The 16,684-nt window shown below is 71.7% G+C and carries 11 protein-coding genes; 4 read left to right on the forward strand and 7 right to left on the reverse strand.

Annotated elements, in window-relative coordinates:
• Positions 1-23: 23 nt before the first annotated feature.
• The 3 genes from EMA17_RS30940 to EMA17_RS30950 form a co-directional block, all read right to left on the reverse strand.
• A complete protein-coding gene (locus tag EMA17_RS30940; RefSeq protein ID WP_246127006.1) occupies positions 24-6,467 on the reverse strand; it encodes a type I polyketide synthase in 6,444 nt (2,147 codons plus the stop codon).
• Positions 6,464-7,855, reverse strand: coding sequence for a PucR family transcriptional regulator (locus EMA17_RS30945; protein WP_126640455.1), 1,392 nt, complete (start codon positions 7,853-7,855; stop codon positions 6,464-6,466). The genes EMA17_RS30940 and EMA17_RS30945 overlap by 4 nt, the downstream gene beginning before the upstream one ends.
• A 305-nt stretch (positions 7,856-8,160) precedes the next feature.
• Positions 8,161-9,393: an acyltransferase family protein gene (locus EMA17_RS30950; protein ID WP_126640456.1), complete on the reverse strand. Its 1,233-nt coding sequence runs from the start codon at positions 9,391-9,393 to the stop codon at positions 8,161-8,163.
• A gap of 487 nt (positions 9,394-9,880) precedes the next feature.
• Here EMA17_RS30950 and EMA17_RS30955 point away from each other — a divergent pair, with 487 nt between their 5' ends.
• A complete protein-coding gene (locus EMA17_RS30955; protein ID WP_126640457.1) occupies positions 9,881-11,203 on the forward strand; it encodes an acyltransferase domain-containing protein in 1,323 nt (440 codons plus the stop codon).
• A 99-nt stretch (positions 11,204-11,302) separates the two neighbouring features.
• On the opposite strand, the gene EMA17_RS30960 is transcribed toward EMA17_RS30955, so the two are convergent.
• The 3 genes from EMA17_RS30960 to EMA17_RS30970 all read right to left on the reverse strand — a co-directional run bounded on the left by EMA17_RS30960 (position 11,303) and on the right by EMA17_RS30970 (position 12,970).
• Complete coding sequence (locus tag EMA17_RS30960; protein WP_126640458.1) at positions 11,303-11,821, reverse strand: hypothetical protein; 519 nt, start codon at positions 11,819-11,821, stop codon at positions 11,303-11,305.
• Positions 11,818-12,474 (reverse strand): SigE family RNA polymerase sigma factor, encoded by a 657-nt coding sequence (locus tag EMA17_RS30965; RefSeq protein ID WP_307721572.1) that lies wholly within the window; start codon positions 12,472-12,474, stop codon positions 11,818-11,820. Before EMA17_RS30965 ends, EMA17_RS30960 begins: the two co-directional genes overlap by 4 nt.
• An 88-nt stretch (positions 12,475-12,562) precedes the next feature.
• Entirely contained in the window at positions 12,563-12,970 is a 408-nt protein-coding gene (locus EMA17_RS30970) for an LAETG motif-containing sortase-dependent surface protein (protein WP_160161627.1), read from the reverse strand.
• 355 nt (positions 12,971-13,325) lie between these two features.
• Between EMA17_RS30970 and EMA17_RS30975 the strand changes: the two genes are divergently transcribed.
• From EMA17_RS30975 to EMA17_RS30985, 3 genes are all read left to right on the forward strand, one after another.
• Entirely contained in the window at positions 13,326-13,760 is a 435-nt protein-coding gene (locus EMA17_RS30975; RefSeq protein ID WP_126640460.1) for a hypothetical protein, read from the forward strand.
• A gap of 447 nt (positions 13,761-14,207) precedes the next feature.
• Positions 14,208-14,720 carry an RICIN domain-containing protein gene (locus EMA17_RS30980; protein ID WP_126640461.1) on the forward strand — a complete coding sequence of 171 codons (513 nt, stop codon included), beginning with the start codon at positions 14,208-14,210 and terminating at the stop codon, positions 14,718-14,720.
• A gap of 531 nt (positions 14,721-15,251) precedes the next feature.
• Entirely contained in the window at positions 15,252-15,683 is a 432-nt protein-coding gene (locus EMA17_RS30985) for a hypothetical protein (RefSeq protein ID WP_126640462.1), read from the forward strand.
• An 89-nt stretch (positions 15,684-15,772) separates the two neighbouring features.
• On the opposite strand, the gene EMA17_RS30990 is transcribed toward EMA17_RS30985, so the two are convergent.
• Positions 15,773-16,684, reverse strand: coding sequence for a pyridoxal-phosphate dependent enzyme (locus EMA17_RS30990; RefSeq protein WP_246127007.1), 912 nt, complete (start codon positions 16,682-16,684; stop codon positions 15,773-15,775).

A 16,684-nucleotide genomic window follows, 5' to 3' on the forward strand; every position in this document is an offset into this window, starting at 1 on the left:
CCGCGACCGGCGGCCCGAACGCCCTACCCGACCCGGGCCGGCACCGGGAAGTACCCGACCCCGGCGAAGAACTCCGCGTACCTGCCGAACAGTTCCGCGTCGATCTCCGGGCAGACGATGCCGGTACCGGCCAACGCGGCCTCCGTCGCCTCCACGTCCATCCGCATGTACAGCTCCTCGCCCGCCGTCATGTAGCTCCGGAAGATGTCGATCGTCGGGAACAGCGCGTTGTCCCGATCGGCACGCACAGTGGCGACGAACTCGTCCCAGGACACCTCGTCCAGGACATGCCCGGCCTCCCGCAACCGCCCCACCATGTCGGCGAAGCCGATCGCCACCGGATTGAACAGGTGGAACGTGCGCCCGCCGGTCGTGCGGGACAGGGCCAGCACAGCCGACGCGACGTAGTCCACCGGCACCATCGGGAACAGCGCGTTCGCCCCCACCGGCACCGCCCGGGCCTGGAGGCTGCCCTTCAGGCTCAACCAGACGAAGTCGCGGGTCTGGCAGGCGCCGTTGGTCCGCGCACCCGAGACCACGTCGGCGCGGTAGATCGACACGGGCAGGCCGCGTTCCCGGGCCAGTGCGATCACCTTCTCGGCGACGTACTTGCTCTGCCGGTACCCGTTGGTCAACTCCTCCGGCGGCCCGGTGGGATCCTGCGGGGTCAGACCGGCGCCGCCGGGTGCCGGCCGAGCGAAGACGCCCGTGCTGGACACGTAGTGCAGCGGCACCGTGCGGTACAGCGCCGCGAGCCGCAGCGCCTCCTCCGTACCGGTCACGTTGGCGGCCTTCAACGACGTGTACGGGTGCAGCCAGTTCACCGTCGCGCCCGCGTGGTACACCACGTCGACCTCGCGGGCCAGCCGCTCGTACCGCTCGGCGTCCAGCCCGAAGCGCGGTTCGGCGAGGTCGCCGGTGACCACCGACAGCCGGTCCGGGTCGATCTCGTCCCAGATGCCGTACCAGCTCAGATTCGCCCGCAGCCGCTCCAGCGCGGTCGCCTCGTCGGCACCCCGGACCAGGCAGTGCACGGTGGCCCCGGTCTCGCGCATCAGGTCCCGGAGCAGGAAGGCGCCGACGAACCCGGTCGCCCCGGTGAGGAACACCCGCCCGGGATCGGCGACCACGTCCACGACCTCCGCGGCCGGGACCACGTCCTCGGCCAGCCGCACCTCCGCCGCGAAGTCCACGGCGGAGCGCGCCGGCGAGTCGGCACGGCTGGAGAGTTCGGCGAGCAGGTAATCGATCAGCGCCGCCGGGGTGTTGTGGTCGAACAGCAGGGTCGGCGGCAGGCGCAGCCCCGTCTCGCCCTCCAGCCGGTTGCGCAACTCGACCGCGGTCAGCGAATCGAAGCCCAGCTCGGTGAAGACGACACCGGGGGTGATGTGGTCGGTGCCGCGATGGCCCAGGATCGCGGCCACGGCGACGCGGACCAGATCGAGCAGGAGTTCGTGCCGACCGGGGTCGTCCAGCGGGGCCAGACGTTCCGCGAGATGCCCGGTGTCCCGGGCCGCCGCGGTGATCACCCGCCGCGCCGACTTGCGCACCAGGCCGCGCAACACGGGCATGACCGGGCCGGGTTGCCGCTCGATCCGGGCGATGTCGAGATGCATCGGCACCGTCGTCGGGTGCACGGCCACCAGCGCCGCGTCGAACAGGTCGGGGCCCTCGGCCGGTTCGATCGGCCGCAACCCGGCCTGCGTCGCCCGACTCCGGTCCACCTCGGACAGCCTCGACGCCATGCCGTGCTCCTGCGCCCATGCCGCCCAGGCGAGCGAATGGGCCGGCAGCCCGTTGGCCCGACGGTGCTGCGCGAGCGCGTCCAGGAACTGGTTGGCGGCCGAGTAGTTCGCCTGCCCCGGCGACCCGACCACACCGGCGACGGAGGAGAACAGCACGAACATGGCCAGGTCGTCGTCGAGGGTCGCCTCGTGCAGATGCAGCGCGGCGTCGACCTTGGGCCGCAGTACGCGGGCGACACGTTCGCGGGTGAGCGCCGTGACGATGCCGTCGTCGATGACACCGGCGGTGTGCACGATGCCGGTCAGCGCGTGCTCCGAGGGGATCGCGGCGAGCACCCGGTCCACGGCGTCCCGGTCGGTGACGTCGGCCGCGACGACGGTGACCCGGGCGCCGAGCGCGGCGAGTTCGTCCCGCAACTCCCGCGCACCGGGCGCGTCCTGCCCGCGTCGACTGGTCAGGACCAGGTTCCGTACGCCGTACTCGGTGACCAGATGGCGGGCGAACAGCGCACCCAGCGCGCCCGTTCCGCCGGTGACGAGGACGGTGCCGTCGGGCTTCAACTCCGGCCCGGCCACGGCCTCCGGGCACACCCTGGCCAGCCGGGGAGTACTCGCGTGCCCGCCCCGGATGGCCACCTGCTCGTGCCCGGACACGATCGCGGCGCCCAGCCGCGCGGCGCTGGCCGGGCTGTCGTCGACGTCGATCAGCGTGATCCGCCCCGGGTTCTCGACCTGGGCCGACCTGACCAGCCCCCAGACCGGGGCCGAGCCGAGTTCGACGTCCGCGTACTCGTGCGTGGCGACCGCGTTGCGCGTGACCACCACGAGACGGGAGGTGCCGAACGCCAGGCTCTCCTGGACCAGTTCCAACGCGCGCGACGTGGCCCGGTGGGCCGCGTCCGCGAGATCGGCCCCGGCCGGCTCGTCGATCATCGCGACGAGGACGCCCCCGGCGGCCTCCGCGACCCGCCCGACGTGTCTCGCGCGCCGGACGGGCGGGGAGTCCCCGAGCACCGCCCAGCCGGTGGGGTCGAGGTCGTCCGGGTCGGGGAGGGTGATCGGCGACCAGGCGGTGTGGAACAGGGAGTTCGCCATCACCCGGTCGTGCCGGCGGATGACGGGAGCCCGCCGACGCCGCAACGCGCGCACCTCGGCGACCGGTTCCCCCTCCTCGTCGGCCAGCCACACCCGGAACCCGTCCCGCTCCCCGGGCCTGATCCGAACCCTGAGCGCACGCGGACCGGCGGCGTACAGGTCGAACCCGCGCCACGACAGCTCGGCGGTGTCCTGCCCCACGGCGAGCAACGCGTGCAGCGCCGCGTCCAGCAGCGCCGGATGGATCCCGAACGTGTCCGGGTCCGTGTCGTCGGGAAGCCGCACCTCGGCGAACAGATCCGCACCCTGCCGCCACAGGGCCCGCAGCCCCCGGAACACCGGCCCGTACGCGCGGCCCTTCCCGTCGAGCCGCGGGTAGAGGTCGTCGAGATCGACCGGGACCGCGTCGGGCGGCGGCCAGGCGGCCAGGGAGATCAGCGGCGCCGGCGCCGGCTCGGTGAGCAGCCCCCGGGCGTGCACGAGCCACGCCGCGCCCGGCTCGCCCCGATCCGGCCGGGAGCCGATCGTGATCGGTCGACAACCGTCCTCGTCGGGCGGACCCAGGGTCACCTGGACCTGCACCCCGCCGCTGTCCGGGACGGCCAGGGGAGCGTGCATCGTCAGGTCGACGATGCCGGGGCAGCCGACCTCGTCGCCGGCCCGGACCGCCAACTCGACCAGGGCCGCCGGAGGCAGCGTCACGGTGTCGTCCACGCGGTGGTCGGCGAGCCAGGGATGGGTGTGCGGGGAGAGCCGACCGGTGAGCACGAGCCCGGCACCGCCCGTGAGTTCGATGGCGGTCGTCAGCAGTGGGTGCTCCGGCGTGATCAGCCCCAGTCCGGTGGTCCTGCGCCCGCCGGGGGAGGTGCCGTCCAGCCAGTACGGCCGGTGCTCGAAGGGGTAGGTCGGAAGATCGACGAGCGAGGCGGTCGTGCCCGCGAACAGGTGTTGCCAGTCGACGGTGTGGCCGTGGGTGTGCAGCCGGGCGAGCGCGGTGAGCGCGGTACGGGCCTGGGGGCGGTCGCGGTGTTGGAGGGCGACGAACAACCCGTCCGGTGCGGTCTCCGGGCCCAGGGCGGTGAGGACCGCGTCCGGGCCGATCTCCAGGAACCGCGTGACGCCCCGCTCCCGCAGGCGGGCGACATGCTCCGCGAAGCGCACCGGCTCGCGGACGTGGTCGACCCAGTACCGCGCCGAACGCACATCGGCCGCGTCGGCCGCCATCGGAATGCCGGGCTCGCCCAGTTCGACCGTGTCCAGAACACCGGCGAACTCGTCGAGAACCGGGACCATCGCCGGGGAGTGGAAGGCGTGGCTGACGGTGAGCCGGTTCGTCGTGTGGCCGCGCTCCCGCAGGGCGTCCGCGACCGCGAGGACGACGTCCTCGGCGCCGGAGACCACCACCGACGTCGGCCCGTTGACCGCCGCGATCCCGGCCCGGTCCTCGTACCCGCGCAGGAGTTCGCGCACCTCCGCCTCGGCGGCCCGCACCGCGACCATCGCCCCGCCGGCCGGCAACGCCTGCATCAACCGCCCGCGAGCGGCGACGACCCGGCACGCGTCGGCCAGGGTCAGCACACCCGCGACATGCGCGGCGGCCAACTCCCCGATCGAGTGCCCCGTCACGAAGTCCGGCCGTACACCCCACGATTCCAGCAGCCGGAACATCGCCACCTCGACCGCGAACAACGCCGGCTGCGTCCACCCGGTCCGATCCAGCCCTTCACTGTCGCCGAAGACGACATCCTTCAGCATCCCGGGCAACACGGCGTCGAAGTGGCCACAGACCTCGTCGAACGCCGCCGCGAACACCGGAAAGCCGTCATACAACTCCCGGCCCATGCCCACACGTTGCGCACCCTGACCGGTGAACAGGAACGCCAGACGCCCCTCGCCCGCCGCCCCGGACACCACCCCCGCCGCCGACTCGCCCGCGGCCAACGCCCGCAACCCCGAGACGAGTTCGTCCCGGTCCCCGGCCACCACCACCGCGCGGTGCTCGAACATCGACCGCGTCACCGCCGCCGACAAGCCCACATCCGGCAACGACGCACCGCCGGCGCCGTCCACCACGGACACCAACCGCCGCGCCTGCGCCCGCAACGCCCCGGCCGACCGCGCCGACACCACCACCGGAACCACCGGCAACACCGATCCGGCCGGCATCGCCGGCTCCGGGTCGTCGACCGGCGCCTGCTCGACGACAAGATGCGCGTTCGTCCCGCTGACCCCGAACGACGAGACCGCGGCCCGCCTCGGCCGCCCGGTCGACGGCCACGCGCGCTGCTCCGTGACCAGCTCGATCGCCCCGGACGACCAGTCCACCGCGGGTGTCGGCTCGTCCACGTGCAGCGTCTTGGGCACCACCCCGTGGCGCATGGCCATGACCATCTTGATCACCCCGGCCACCCCCGCGGCGGCCTGGGTGTGTCCGATGTTCGACTTCAACGAGCCCAACAGCAGCGGCTCGCCGGCCGGTCGCGACTGCCCGTACGTCGCCAGCAGCGCCTGGGCCTCGATCGGATCGCCGAGCATCGTCCCCGTGCCGTGCGCGTCGATGACGTCGACCTCGGCGGGGGAGAGGCCGGCGTTCGCCAGCGCCCGACGGATCACCCGCTGCTGCGCGGGACCGCTCGGCGCGGTCAGGCCGTTGGACGCGCCGTCGGAGTTCACCGCACTGCCCCGGATCACCGCCAATACCGGCAACCCGCGCCGCCGCGCGTCGGACAACCGGGCCAACACCAGCATCCCGACGCCCTCGGAGAACCCGGTGCCGTCCGCCGCCGCCGCGAACGCCTTGCAGCGGCCGTCCGGCGCCAGCCCGCGCTGCCGGGAGAACTCCACGAAGCCGTCCGGCACCGGGATCACCATCGCGCCGCCGGTGAGCGCCAGCGAGCACTCGCCGTTGCGCAGCGCGGCGACGGCGTGATGGATGGACACCAGGGACGACGAGCAGGCCGTGTCCATGCTGACCGTCGGCCCCTCCAGGCCCAGGACGTAGGAGAGCCGGCCGGACGCGACGCTGGTCAACATCCCGGTCATCGCGTAGCCCTCGATGCCGGTCGCCGACGCGCTGACCGTCGAGGCGTAGCCGGTGTACATCACGCCGACGAACACCCCGGTGTCGCTGCCGCGCAGCGACCGCGGGTCCATCCGGGCCCGTTCCACGGCCTCCCAGGCGGTCTCCAGGAGCAGTCGCTGCTGCGGGTCCATCGCCAGTGCCTCGCGCGGCGAGATGCCGAAGAAGGCCGCGTCGAATCCCTTCACGTCGTCGAGGAATCCGCCCTCCCGCGCGTAGAACTTGCCCATGGCGTCGGGGTCGGGGTCGTATCCGCCCTCGACGTCCCAGTCCCGGTCGGTGGGGAAGCCCGTGATCGCGTCGACGCCGTCGGCGGCCAGGCGCCACAACTCCTCGGGCGTGGACACGCCCCCGGGGTAGCGGCAGCCCATGCCCACGACGGCGATGGGTTCGGCCCGGCTCGACTCCAACTCCTCGACCCGGTTTCGGGCCTTGTGCAGGTCGGTGGTGACCCACTTGAGATAGTCGAGCAGCTTCTCGTCCTTGCTCATGCCGCGACCGCCGTTCATCTCCGGACCGCCGTTCATCTCGCGCCCACCACCGCTCATGAGGACACCGCCCGAATCGAGTGCTCCAGTCCCGCCGCGGGGCCCTGTTTGGCCAGTACGGACGAGCCGAGCCGTTCCGCCAGATACAGCGCGAAGTGCAGGCGCAGGTGGTCCTCGCGCAACGACCGCCCGAGCAACTGCTCCGCCTTCTTGACCCGATACACCACGGTGTTCTTCGCGATGTGCAGGTGTTTGGCCGTGGTCGCCACGCCACGCTCGTTGTCCAGCAGGCACCGCACGGTCTCGCGCAACGCGGCCATGGTGCGGTTGTCGGCGGCGAGCGGTCCGAGTTCGCGGCGTACGAAGTCGGCGGTGGCCTCGGCGTCGTTGCCGAGCAGGATGACCAGTTCGAGGTCGCCGTAGTCGCACAACCTCGACGGGCCGGGTTCGGTGATGCGGCCGACCCGCTCGGCGGTGATCGCCTGCTGGTGCGAACGCCGGAAGCCCGCGATGCCGTCCCCGGGCAGCCCCGAGGCGACGTGCACGTGCGCGGGCAGGTCCATCGGCTTGGCGGAGCGCCGCAGTTCACCCGGATGGTCGGTGGCGCGCCCACCCCATGCCCACAGGCGTCCCGGGCCCGCCGGAAGCAGCAACATCGAGGAACAGCCCACCTGGTCGAGCAGGCGCAGCGCGGTGGTCTCCAGGTCCCGTCTGCTGTCCGGGGTGATCTCGTCCTGCCACAGGATCAGCGCGACGTGATGCAGGGTCAGGTCGTAGCGCAGCTGGTGCAGCGCCTTTCGGGTGTCGGTCGGCTTGCCCTTGAGGATCGCGGACACCGATTCGAAGCGCTCGCCCACGGATCCGGCGAACCAGCGGTTGCGTTCGGCGGCGAACTTCTCGGTCACCGAGGCCGACAGCGTCTCCATGCCCTCGAACAGGTCGGCCGAGATGGAGCGCATCATGGCCGGCTGGTCCTCGGCGGGAATCATCGTCTCGCGGAACTCGAACAACTCACGGGTGAAGCTCGCGTGGGTGGCCCGGACGTAGCGGAGCAGGAGGTCGACGGTCGTGTTGTCCGCGATCCGTTCCCGGATGGCGTTGGTGAGTTCGGCGGAAAGCAGGCCGGTTATGGCCCGGACGCCGCTGAGTCGCAGGACGACCCACAGTGCGATCGCCTCGACCAACCGGGTTTCGCTGCACGACTTGCGATCGAAGCGGGCGAAGGGTTCCTCGGCCAACTCGGCCAGTAAGAGCCGGCTGTTCTCGATGGCCCAACCGGTCGCCCCCGAGCCGACGCGGGCGACGACCTCCTCGATCAGCTGCGGGTTCGTCGCCGGTAAGTGGAGTACGGAATCGTCGACGGGTTGAAGTAGGTGCAGCAGGGAATAGGTGGACGTTATCTGCCGTGGCGCAGGAATGGTGGCCTGCGATATCGAATAGCCCGACAACGAGTTGCCTCCGTACCGGAAAGCGGACGCGACTGGGTGTCGGCAGCCTGGCACGGTTTCACTCGCACGGGGTAATCATCCGGTAACCGCACGCTCGGGACAAGATTACCGACCGGTGGGCGCAAGCGGTCGACTTGCGTGCTGTCGTGTGATTCGCCGCCCGGGAACGGGCGGAGACGGTAGGCCACCGCCTCCGCCAGGCCTCGCATCTCGCGTGCTCGGTGCTTACCGGCGCCACCCGTCCCGCACCGCGCGGAACCCGGGAAACAACGGTTGTTCGGATCGAAAGGAAGGCGGGGCGTTTGCTATTTCGTCACGCCGAGGCCGTCCGTACTCAGGGGTGTTGTCACTCGGGAGGAGAATCCGGCGGCCTTGACGGAATTCGCCCGGTGCCGCCCGAAGCGCCGCACGAGCGGCATCTCCACGAAGCGATAGAGGACGAAGGAACACGCGAGCGCCGCCAGGAACAGGGGGACGATCAGCAGCGCGCCGGTGGTCGAGGAGAACGTACGGGTGGGCCCGATCCAGTCGGCGGCCGCGCCGATGACGATCCAGTGGACCATGTAGAAGGCGAAGGAGAGTTCGCCCAGGAGGATCATCGTCGGCCTGCGGAACACCGAGGCGGTGCGCCGGCGGTCGGCGACCGCGGCGGAGGCGATCAGGGGCGCGGTCCACACCGTCGCGACCCCTGCGGTGCCCGCCAGGTACGGTTCGTAGCGGACGAGCACATAGCCGGCGACGGCGATCGCGAACGCCGGCACGAGGCCGATATTCGGCCACCGCCCCGCGGCCACGATCCGGGCCAGCAGGATGCCCAGGACGAATTCGAGCGCGCGCACGGGCGGGAAGAAGTACACGAACCACACCTGGTCGAACGACACTTCACCGGAGACGGCGAAGGCCGCGAGGCGCGGTTGGTCGTTCACCACGAAGGTGGCGACCAGGAACGCCCCCACGATCAGCGCGAGTACGGTGGCCAGCGCCGGCCACAACCACGCCTCGCGGATGCGGCGCAGGAGGGGATACAGGAGCGGGAAGGCGAGGTAGAAGAAGAACTCGCAACACAGCGACCAGGTGACCCCGTTGACCGCCGATACGGACCGGATGTCCGGAATCCACGCCTGCTGCATGCTCAGGGCGCCGAACCAGTCGACCATGCGGGTCGGCCGATCCGTGTGCAGCACGAGCAGGGCGGCCAGCCCGAAGGTGACCAGGTGCATCGGGCCGATCTTGACCATGCGGCGGCGCCAGAACGACCGGGTCGTGTCGCCCGCACTCGCGGTCCAGGTCAGTACGAAGCCGCTGAGGATGAAGAAGAAGCCGACGCCGTACGAGCCCGCCAGGGCGAACGTCTCGCGGAGGTGGTTCCCGGTCTCGCCCGGGACCAACTGGGGTGTGTACCAGAGGACATGCGTGGTGAAGACCAGCAGGGCCGCCACGAAACGCAGTCCCGTCAACGACGGCAGTCGGGAGGGTTCGGGATCCGTGAACTCGTTCGTCCGGCCGGCGGTGTTCGAGCCGGTCTCCCGGGTCACCATGTCGGTGTCGCGGGTCGAAGTCGGACGACCGGTCGATACACAATCGTTTTCCCGAAGTGCGGGGGACCGGACCGGGAATGGGCGGATGCGGTCGGCGGGCACACCGGTGTCTGCTCCGACGCGTGCGTCGCGGTGCGCTTCGCGATGGGCTTCGGAGTGTGCTTCGGTGTGTGCGCGAGGGAGTGCGCAGGTGAGTGCACGAGGGAGCGTGCGGATGTGTGCACGAGTGAGAGCGCGGATGTGTACGCGGATGTCTGCGCAGGATTAGTCGCCTGCGATATCGGATTGCCCGACACGGATAGCCTCCGTACTGGAAAGCCGGCGCGGCTGGGGCTCGGCAGCCTTCCACGATTTCGGGCACGTTCGGTAATCCGTCGGTAATCGCGCCGGGACGGCCCGATTACCGCACGATGGGCCGAAGACGCGGCGTCGCGGATATCTTGCGAAGCACGCACGGTCCACCGTTCGGCACCGACGAGGAGTGCTCGTGAGCAAGCCGGCCATTCAAGACGTTCGTATCGGTGCCGCGGCCGGCACCGTGCCGTGGGTGTTGTCCGGGCGCAGCGCGGCGGGCCTGCGCGGCCAGGCCGCCCGCCTGCTGTCCAGACTGGAATCCGACGCGGCACGCGACGTCGTCACCGATGTCGCCGAGGTCGGTCGATCCCTGGTGGCGGCCGGCGCGACCCACGAGCACCGGGCCGTCGTGCTGGGCGACGACCGCAGCGAACTGGTCGCCGGGATACGGGCGCTCGTCGACGAACGGGCCGCGGCGAACGTGTTCACCGGGCAGGCGACCCGGCAGGCCCAGGCGGATTCCCGGCCGGTGTTCGTCTTCCCCGGCCAGGGCACCCAGTGGGTCGGCATGGCGGTGGAACTCCTGGACACCTGCCCCGAGTTCGCCCGCGGGATCCGAGCCTGCGCCGAGGCACTGGCGCCGCACGTGGACTGGTCTCTGGAGGACGTACTGCGCGGCGCCCCGGACACCCCGCCGCTGGACCGGGTGGACGTCGTACAACCCGTGCTGTTCTCGATGATGGTGTCGCTGGCCCGCCTGTGGCGCCGCTTCGGGGTGCGACCGGCCGCGACGGTCGGCCACTCCCAGGGCGAGATCGTGTCCGCGCACATCGCCGGCGCGTTGTCCCTGGCGGACGCGGCGCGGATCGTGGCGTTGCGCAGCCGGGCCCTGACCGCGATTCGGGGCCGCGGCGAGATGTTGACCGTACTCGCCCCCAACGACCGTGTGCGGACGATGCTGGCCGACTGGGACGGCGTGTTGGCGGTCGCCGCGGTGAACGGCCCGGCGACCATGACGGTCTCGGGCGACGTGGCGGCGATGAAGGAGTTCGGCGCCGCGCTGTCCGCGGCCCGGATGATGCGCTGGCGAGTTCCCGGCGTGGACTTCGCGGCACACTCCCCGCACGTGGAGGATCTGCGCGAGACGCTGCTCGCTCTGGCGGCCGGGATCGAACCGGCCCGCGGCGACGTGCCGTTCTACTCGACGGTGACCGGACGGCGCGTGGAGACCGACGAGTTGACCGCCGAGTACTGGTACCGCAACCTGCGCCAAACGGTGCGCTTCGACGACGCGGTCCGCACGTTGGTCGCCGACGGCCACACGCTCTTCGTCGAGTGCAGCGCGCAACCGGTGCTCTCGGTCGGGATCCAGGACACCGCCGAAGCGCTGGGCCGCCCGGCCGTGTTGCTGGCCACGCTCCGCAACGAGGACGGCGGGATGGGCCGGTTCCTGGCCGCGCTGGCCGAGGCGTACGTACACGGTGTCACGGTCGACTGGACGACGGCCTTCGCCTGACGGACGGCGCGGTGCCGCCCGGCCGGGCGGCACCGCGCGGAACGGGCGAGGTCGCCGTCCGGGAGCCGGCGACCTCGTCATGTTCACCGATCGCACGGTTCAGCCGGTACGCCGACCGCCCGCGGGGACGGAGGGCGGTGCGGTGCGTGGGGGTTGGTTCTCCGGGGGAGCGGTGCGGCGTCCGCCCGAGTCGGGCCCGGGGATCGTCTCCGGGGCCGTCGGGGAGTCCGACCCGGTCGCTCTCGGCGGCGCCGTGCCGGCCGTGGACGGGGTCGGCGCGCCGGTGCTCGGCGCACTCTCGACCGGCGCACCGGTGGGCGGCGCGGGTACGGCCGGCGGTACGGTCACCGGGCGCGGCCCGTCCGGCGTCGAGGTCGACCCGAACACCATCCAACCCGCCGCGGCCACCACGATCGCCCCCACCAGCGCCGCCGGCCGCAGCGGAACACGCAGCCGACGCACCGGCGCGGCCGGCAGCGGTACCTCGCGCGCACGGAGCGTCGCCGGTGTCACCGCGTCGGCCCGTCGACCCATCCAGTCCCGCAACTCCGTCTCCAGAGCCGCGTGCTCCGGCGTCCCCGAGCGCAGGGGTTCGCCACGGTCACGGCGTCGGTTCACGTGTCCTCCTCCCTCAGCAGCCGATGCAGCGCGGTCAGCCCGCGACTCGCGGTGGATTTCACGGTGCCGGACGGTATGCCCAGCGTGCCGGCGATCTCGCTCTCGCTCAGGTTCTCCCAGTAGCGCAACACCAGCACCTCGCGCTGGCGCCGGGTGAGTTGCCTCAGCGCCTGCCGCAGTCGCCGATCCCGCTCCGCGCGCAGCGCGTCGTCCTCGGGCGAGGCCGCCGGCGGCAGCACCGGCGGCACCCAGGCCCGGGCCGTACGCCGCCGGCGCAACACCGATCGCGCGCCGTTGACCACACAACGCCGCAGATACGCGGGCGGGTCGTCCAACTCGCCCAGCCGCGCGCCGTACCGTCGAAACGCGGCGGTGAACGCCTCCTGGACGACGTCCTCCGCCGTCTCCTGGTCGTCCACCAACAACGTGGCCAGGCGAACCAACCGGATCCGATGCGCGTGATAGAGCTGCGTCATGGTTGGCGGCGGCTCGCCCGCCTCCCGGGCCCGGCGCCGGAACAGCCCGAACGCCCGCCGCCGCGGCGACGTGGCCTCGGCGGGCGGCACCCGAGGGGGCGGGGTCGGGTCGTATCGGACCCTGATGTGGGATTCCTGGATGGCCGTGAACTCCTCGGACGCGAAGCGATGAACCACCGGCGCCGTTTTCGGCACCGCGGCGGGTGCCCGGCCGGTGTACCGGGGACAACGACATCCCCGGCGCACCGACCGGTTCCCGCGCCGATCAGGCCACGGTCCGCCCGCGCCGCCTGCCGGCCACCACGGCCCCACCACCGAGCAGCAGCAGGCCGCCGGCCCCGCCGATGTACCAGGCGGTCTTGTCGTCACCCCCGGTTTCCGCGAGCCGAGGCGGCACCGTCGCCGGGGCGGCCGACGGGGCGCTCGGCACACCTGTGCGCCCACCCGAGGGTGCCCTCGACGGCGTCGGGGCGACGGTCGACCGCTCGTCCCCGGGCGGAGAGCCGGGCGGCACGGCGCCGGGCGCCCTGGTCACCGGCGGCGCGACGGTGGGCGGGGCGGCGGCCGGCGGAACCCGCCCGTCCGACCCACGCGCCGCGCCCTGGTCGGCCACGGCCACCCCCTGCGCCGACACCACAGCGATGGCCGCCGCCAGCAACCCGGCCCCGAACACCGGACCGACCCGAACCCGACCCCGACGACCACCCGGCGGGGAGCCGATCACGGAACCCGAAACACGCGGCGAACGAATAGTCACCATTCTCCTCAAGGGCCATCAACCACCCGGATCCCCGTGCCATGAACACTCGGAGCCGAGGCCGCCACCATCCGGCGACAGCCATCCAGACGCCCGAGGCCCCGCGGGGTTCCCACTCCCACCGAACTTTTTTCGAAGCCCGCGACCCACCGTCCCCGACGACCCACCGTCCCCGACGACCCGCCCCGGCGCGACGACCTCGGACGCGCGCTGCCAGGATCAACGGGCCCGACGATGCCGCGGTGCGGCCCAGGTCACATGAGAGGTAGGAATGGTGCACTCCACGTCGTTACGAGCCGTGGTCGCCTTCGGCATGGCGATCGTCCTCGGGGGCTGCACGTCCGCCTCCGAATCCGTGTGTACCGCCGACTGGCGGGTGCCCGTGACCATCGACATCGCGCCCGAACTGGCCGATCGGGTCACCGACATCCGGATCCGGTTGTGTCGGGCCGGATCCTGCCAGGAGCCCCGGGTGACCCTGCCGCCCGCCCGGGACGGCTCCGCCCGGGTCGGGAGGATCCTCGACGTGGACCTGACGGCGGAGCCGATGGAGGCCACCGTGCGGGTGAGCACGGTGTCACCCGACGCCACCCGCGACTCGCGCCTGACCGTGACACCGCGAACGACCGGTCGCGGGACGAACTGCCGCGACGAGCACGACGCCCGGCTCGTGGTCGCCGCCGACGCGGGGGTCACCCAAGCCTGAGCGGGGGCGACGTCGACCGGGAGGGAGGAGATCTCGGGTCGTCGTCGGGGCCGAGGCAGCGGACGGCTGGCGGGATCGTCATGGGTGCGGTGGACCCGGGGGGAAGCCCGAGTACACCTGCCCACCGCACGCACCGCAGGGGCACGGGCAGGAATCGTGTCGATGTTCCGGTGATATGGGAGGTTCCCGTGGCGTGGGGATTGTCCTGAACTCTTCTGGTGACGGTGATTCGGATCCGCTTACGGTGCCAGAGGCCGTCGACGAACCCGTGGGAGGCAAGCTCCGTGTGTCCGGCATCCGCCGGTGGGTGAGGGAAATGCGGCTTGGTCGGGCCCGGTTCGCGCCGGACGGGCAGGACCACATCGCGTACTCGAACAACGCCCACGGTGTGCCCTCGGTCGCCACGACGGCCCGTACCGAGAACCGAACCACCATCAAGAGGCGGAAATGAGCAAAGCCAGCAAGTTCGTCACCACGGCAGCGGTTTGCGCGACTTCCCTCGCGGCCCTGGTACTTTCCGGCGCAACGGCCTCCGCGGTCGGATCGACTCCGACGGGCGGGACCGGCTCGCTCGCCGGCACCGGTCCGATCGTGCACTGGGTCAGCGGCAAGTGCATGGACGTCGCCGGAGCCACCGACGGCACCCCTGTACGGCTCAACGACTGCAGCCCCGGCTCCGCGGCCCAACAGTGGACCATCACCAACGGCACCATCGTGGCCAAGGCCAAATGTCTCGACGGCGGCGACCTGGGCGTCAGGACCGAACTGACCATCCGGGACTGCACCGGCGGTGCCAACCAGGAGTGGCGTCGCCTCAACTTCGATCGCCTGTACAACCCCGCGTCCAGCCTCTGCATCAACGTTCCCAACGGCAACGCGACCAACGGCACCCGACTCGACATCGAACCCTGCGCTCGCACGGGCAACATGGTCTGGACCGTGCCCGCCGGTAGCTTCTGAGCCCAGGGCCTGTAGAAAGTTCGGCTCCGTTTCACAACCTGTCGTAACGGAGCATGGTTTCGATCAGGCGCGATCCGCTGTCGGACCCGCCTGAGCCCGGCCCCGCCACATCCGCCGTACGAGACGTCCGGTTCCCATGCGGACGCCTTCGACCCGGCGACCGCGGCGGGGCCGGCGCCGTTCACCGCGTAGAGGGCACCGATTGCCCTCCGCCGGCCCACCCGCCGAAACCCCGTGCCCGGGTACTCGGATCGAGTGGGGCTACCGCGTTGGTTCGAGGTGGGTCGACCTCTGGTGTGCGGTGGGGGTGAGGGTGGCTGCCGCGTTGGTTCGAGGACGGGTTCGAACGTCGGGTTGACGTGCCCGGGTGGGCGGATTTCTAGGATCGGTTGCGTGACGTCACACGGCCGACCGTGGGGATGTCGGTCCGGTGGCCACCGGAACCGGTACCTCGAATTCACACGGACGGCATGCCCGACCCGCCGCGTCCCGAGGACGCGTCACATCATCGACTCGACAAGGGAGAACGTCATGTCCGTTCGCAGGAAGTTGTTCACCACGGCCGCCGCCGTCACCCTTCTCGGCACGCCCCTCGTCATGGCCTCCTCGGCGTCCGCCGCGTCGGCCGAGTCGGCGGGGGGTGCCTCCGCCGCCGCCACCTCGTGTATCGGTGGTGCGTGGAAGTACGACAAGCCGTCCGGCTGGGGGTACGCCCCCACGGGGTCCGGCTACTACGTGACGACCAACCGCTGCGCGGATATCCAGGTCAAGCCGGACCAGAACACCGTGATTCGGCTCTGCTACCTGAAGAACCGGGACCCGGGCAAGGAGGTCTGCAAGGGCGAGGTCACGGTCAAGACCGGCAAGTGGACCGTGCTGGGCACGGACTTCGAGAACGGGGCCTACTTCTACTTCAAGTTCCCCAACACCGACGCCCACAAGACGGGCTTGGTCGCCGCCTGACCGCTCATCGTCCGTTCCGCCCCCGCCCCCACTGCACGGGGGCGGGGGCGGGGGCGGAAGGGACGGGACACCCGGGTCGCAGCGCGATCTCAGCGGCCGGTTACCAGGACGATCTGGTCTCCGGCGACCTCGGTGGTCTCGGCGTGGGCCAGCAGGCCGGCGAGGCCGGCCGCGCCCGCCGCGGTGGGGTGTACCCCGTGGCGGGCCAGTACGGCCCGGGCGGCGAGCAGGGCGTCGTCGCTCGCGGCGTGGGCCGCGCCGCCCGAGGCGGCTATCGCGGTCAGGGCCTCGGGACCGTGCAGGGCGTGCCGGTTGACCAGCGGCTCGTTGTGTTCCGTCGTGACCACCTCGTCGCTCGACAGCGTGCGGTACGGGCCCGGCCAACTCGTCACGATCGGGTTGTTGCCGGGGGAGCCGACGGCGTGGAGGGCCACCGGCCAGGCCAGGAGGCGGGCTTGGCGGTGGGCGGCGACGATCGTCGTACCGTTGCCGACCGGGATCCACAGAGCGGCCGGAGCGCCGCCCAGTTCACGGTGCAGAACCCGGACGACATGTCCGTGCCCCGCCAGGATCGCGTCCGTGCAGGGGCCGTCGACGTTGCCGTCCAGTGCCCCCGACTCGACGGCCAGCCGATGGGATTCGTCGACGGCGTCCTCGTAACCGCCGCGGACGAAACGGATGTCCGCCCCGGCGTTGGCGACGGCGGCGCCCCCGTCGCCCCATCCCGCGGGCAGCACCACGGTCGACCGCAGGCCCGCCGCCGCGCACGCCGTCGCCATCGCCCGCCCGTAACTGCCGCACGAGCCCACGACGATCCGGTCGTGTCCCTCGGCGACGGCCCGCGCCACGACCGCGCGGGCGGCGGGTTCCTTGTGACTGCCGGAGGCGTAACGGGACTCGTCCTTGAGGAGGACGCGGACGCCCGGCAGCACGCCGTCGGCGACGATCAGGGGGGTCAGGTACGGATCGGTGGGCGGCGCGACGGAAATCGGAGGCAACAA

Origin of the sequence: Embleya hyalina, from assembly GCF_003967355.1 — a bacterium.
GTDB lineage: Bacteria > Actinomycetota > Actinomycetes > Streptomycetales > Streptomycetaceae > Embleya > Embleya hyalina.

What these genes read in the sequence shown, in the direction of transcription:
- EMA17_RS30940 (WP_246127006.1), bottom strand. Translation starts at nt 6,467, where the DNA reads ATGAGCGGTGGTGGGCGCGAGATGAACGGCGGTCCGGAGATGAACGGC.
- EMA17_RS30950 (WP_126640456.1), bottom strand. Translation starts at nt 9,393, where the DNA reads ATGGTGACCCGGGAGACCGGCTCGAACACCGCCGGCCGGACGAACGAG.
- EMA17_RS30975 (WP_126640460.1), top strand. Translation starts at nt 13,326, where the DNA reads ATGGTGCACTCCACGTCGTTACGAGCCGTGGTCGCCTTCGGCATGGCG.
- EMA17_RS30980 (WP_126640461.1), top strand. Translation starts at nt 14,208, where the DNA reads ATGAGCAAAGCCAGCAAGTTCGTCACCACGGCAGCGGTTTGCGCGACT.
- EMA17_RS30985 (WP_126640462.1), top strand. Translation starts at nt 15,252, where the DNA reads ATGTCCGTTCGCAGGAAGTTGTTCACCACGGCCGCCGCCGTCACCCTT.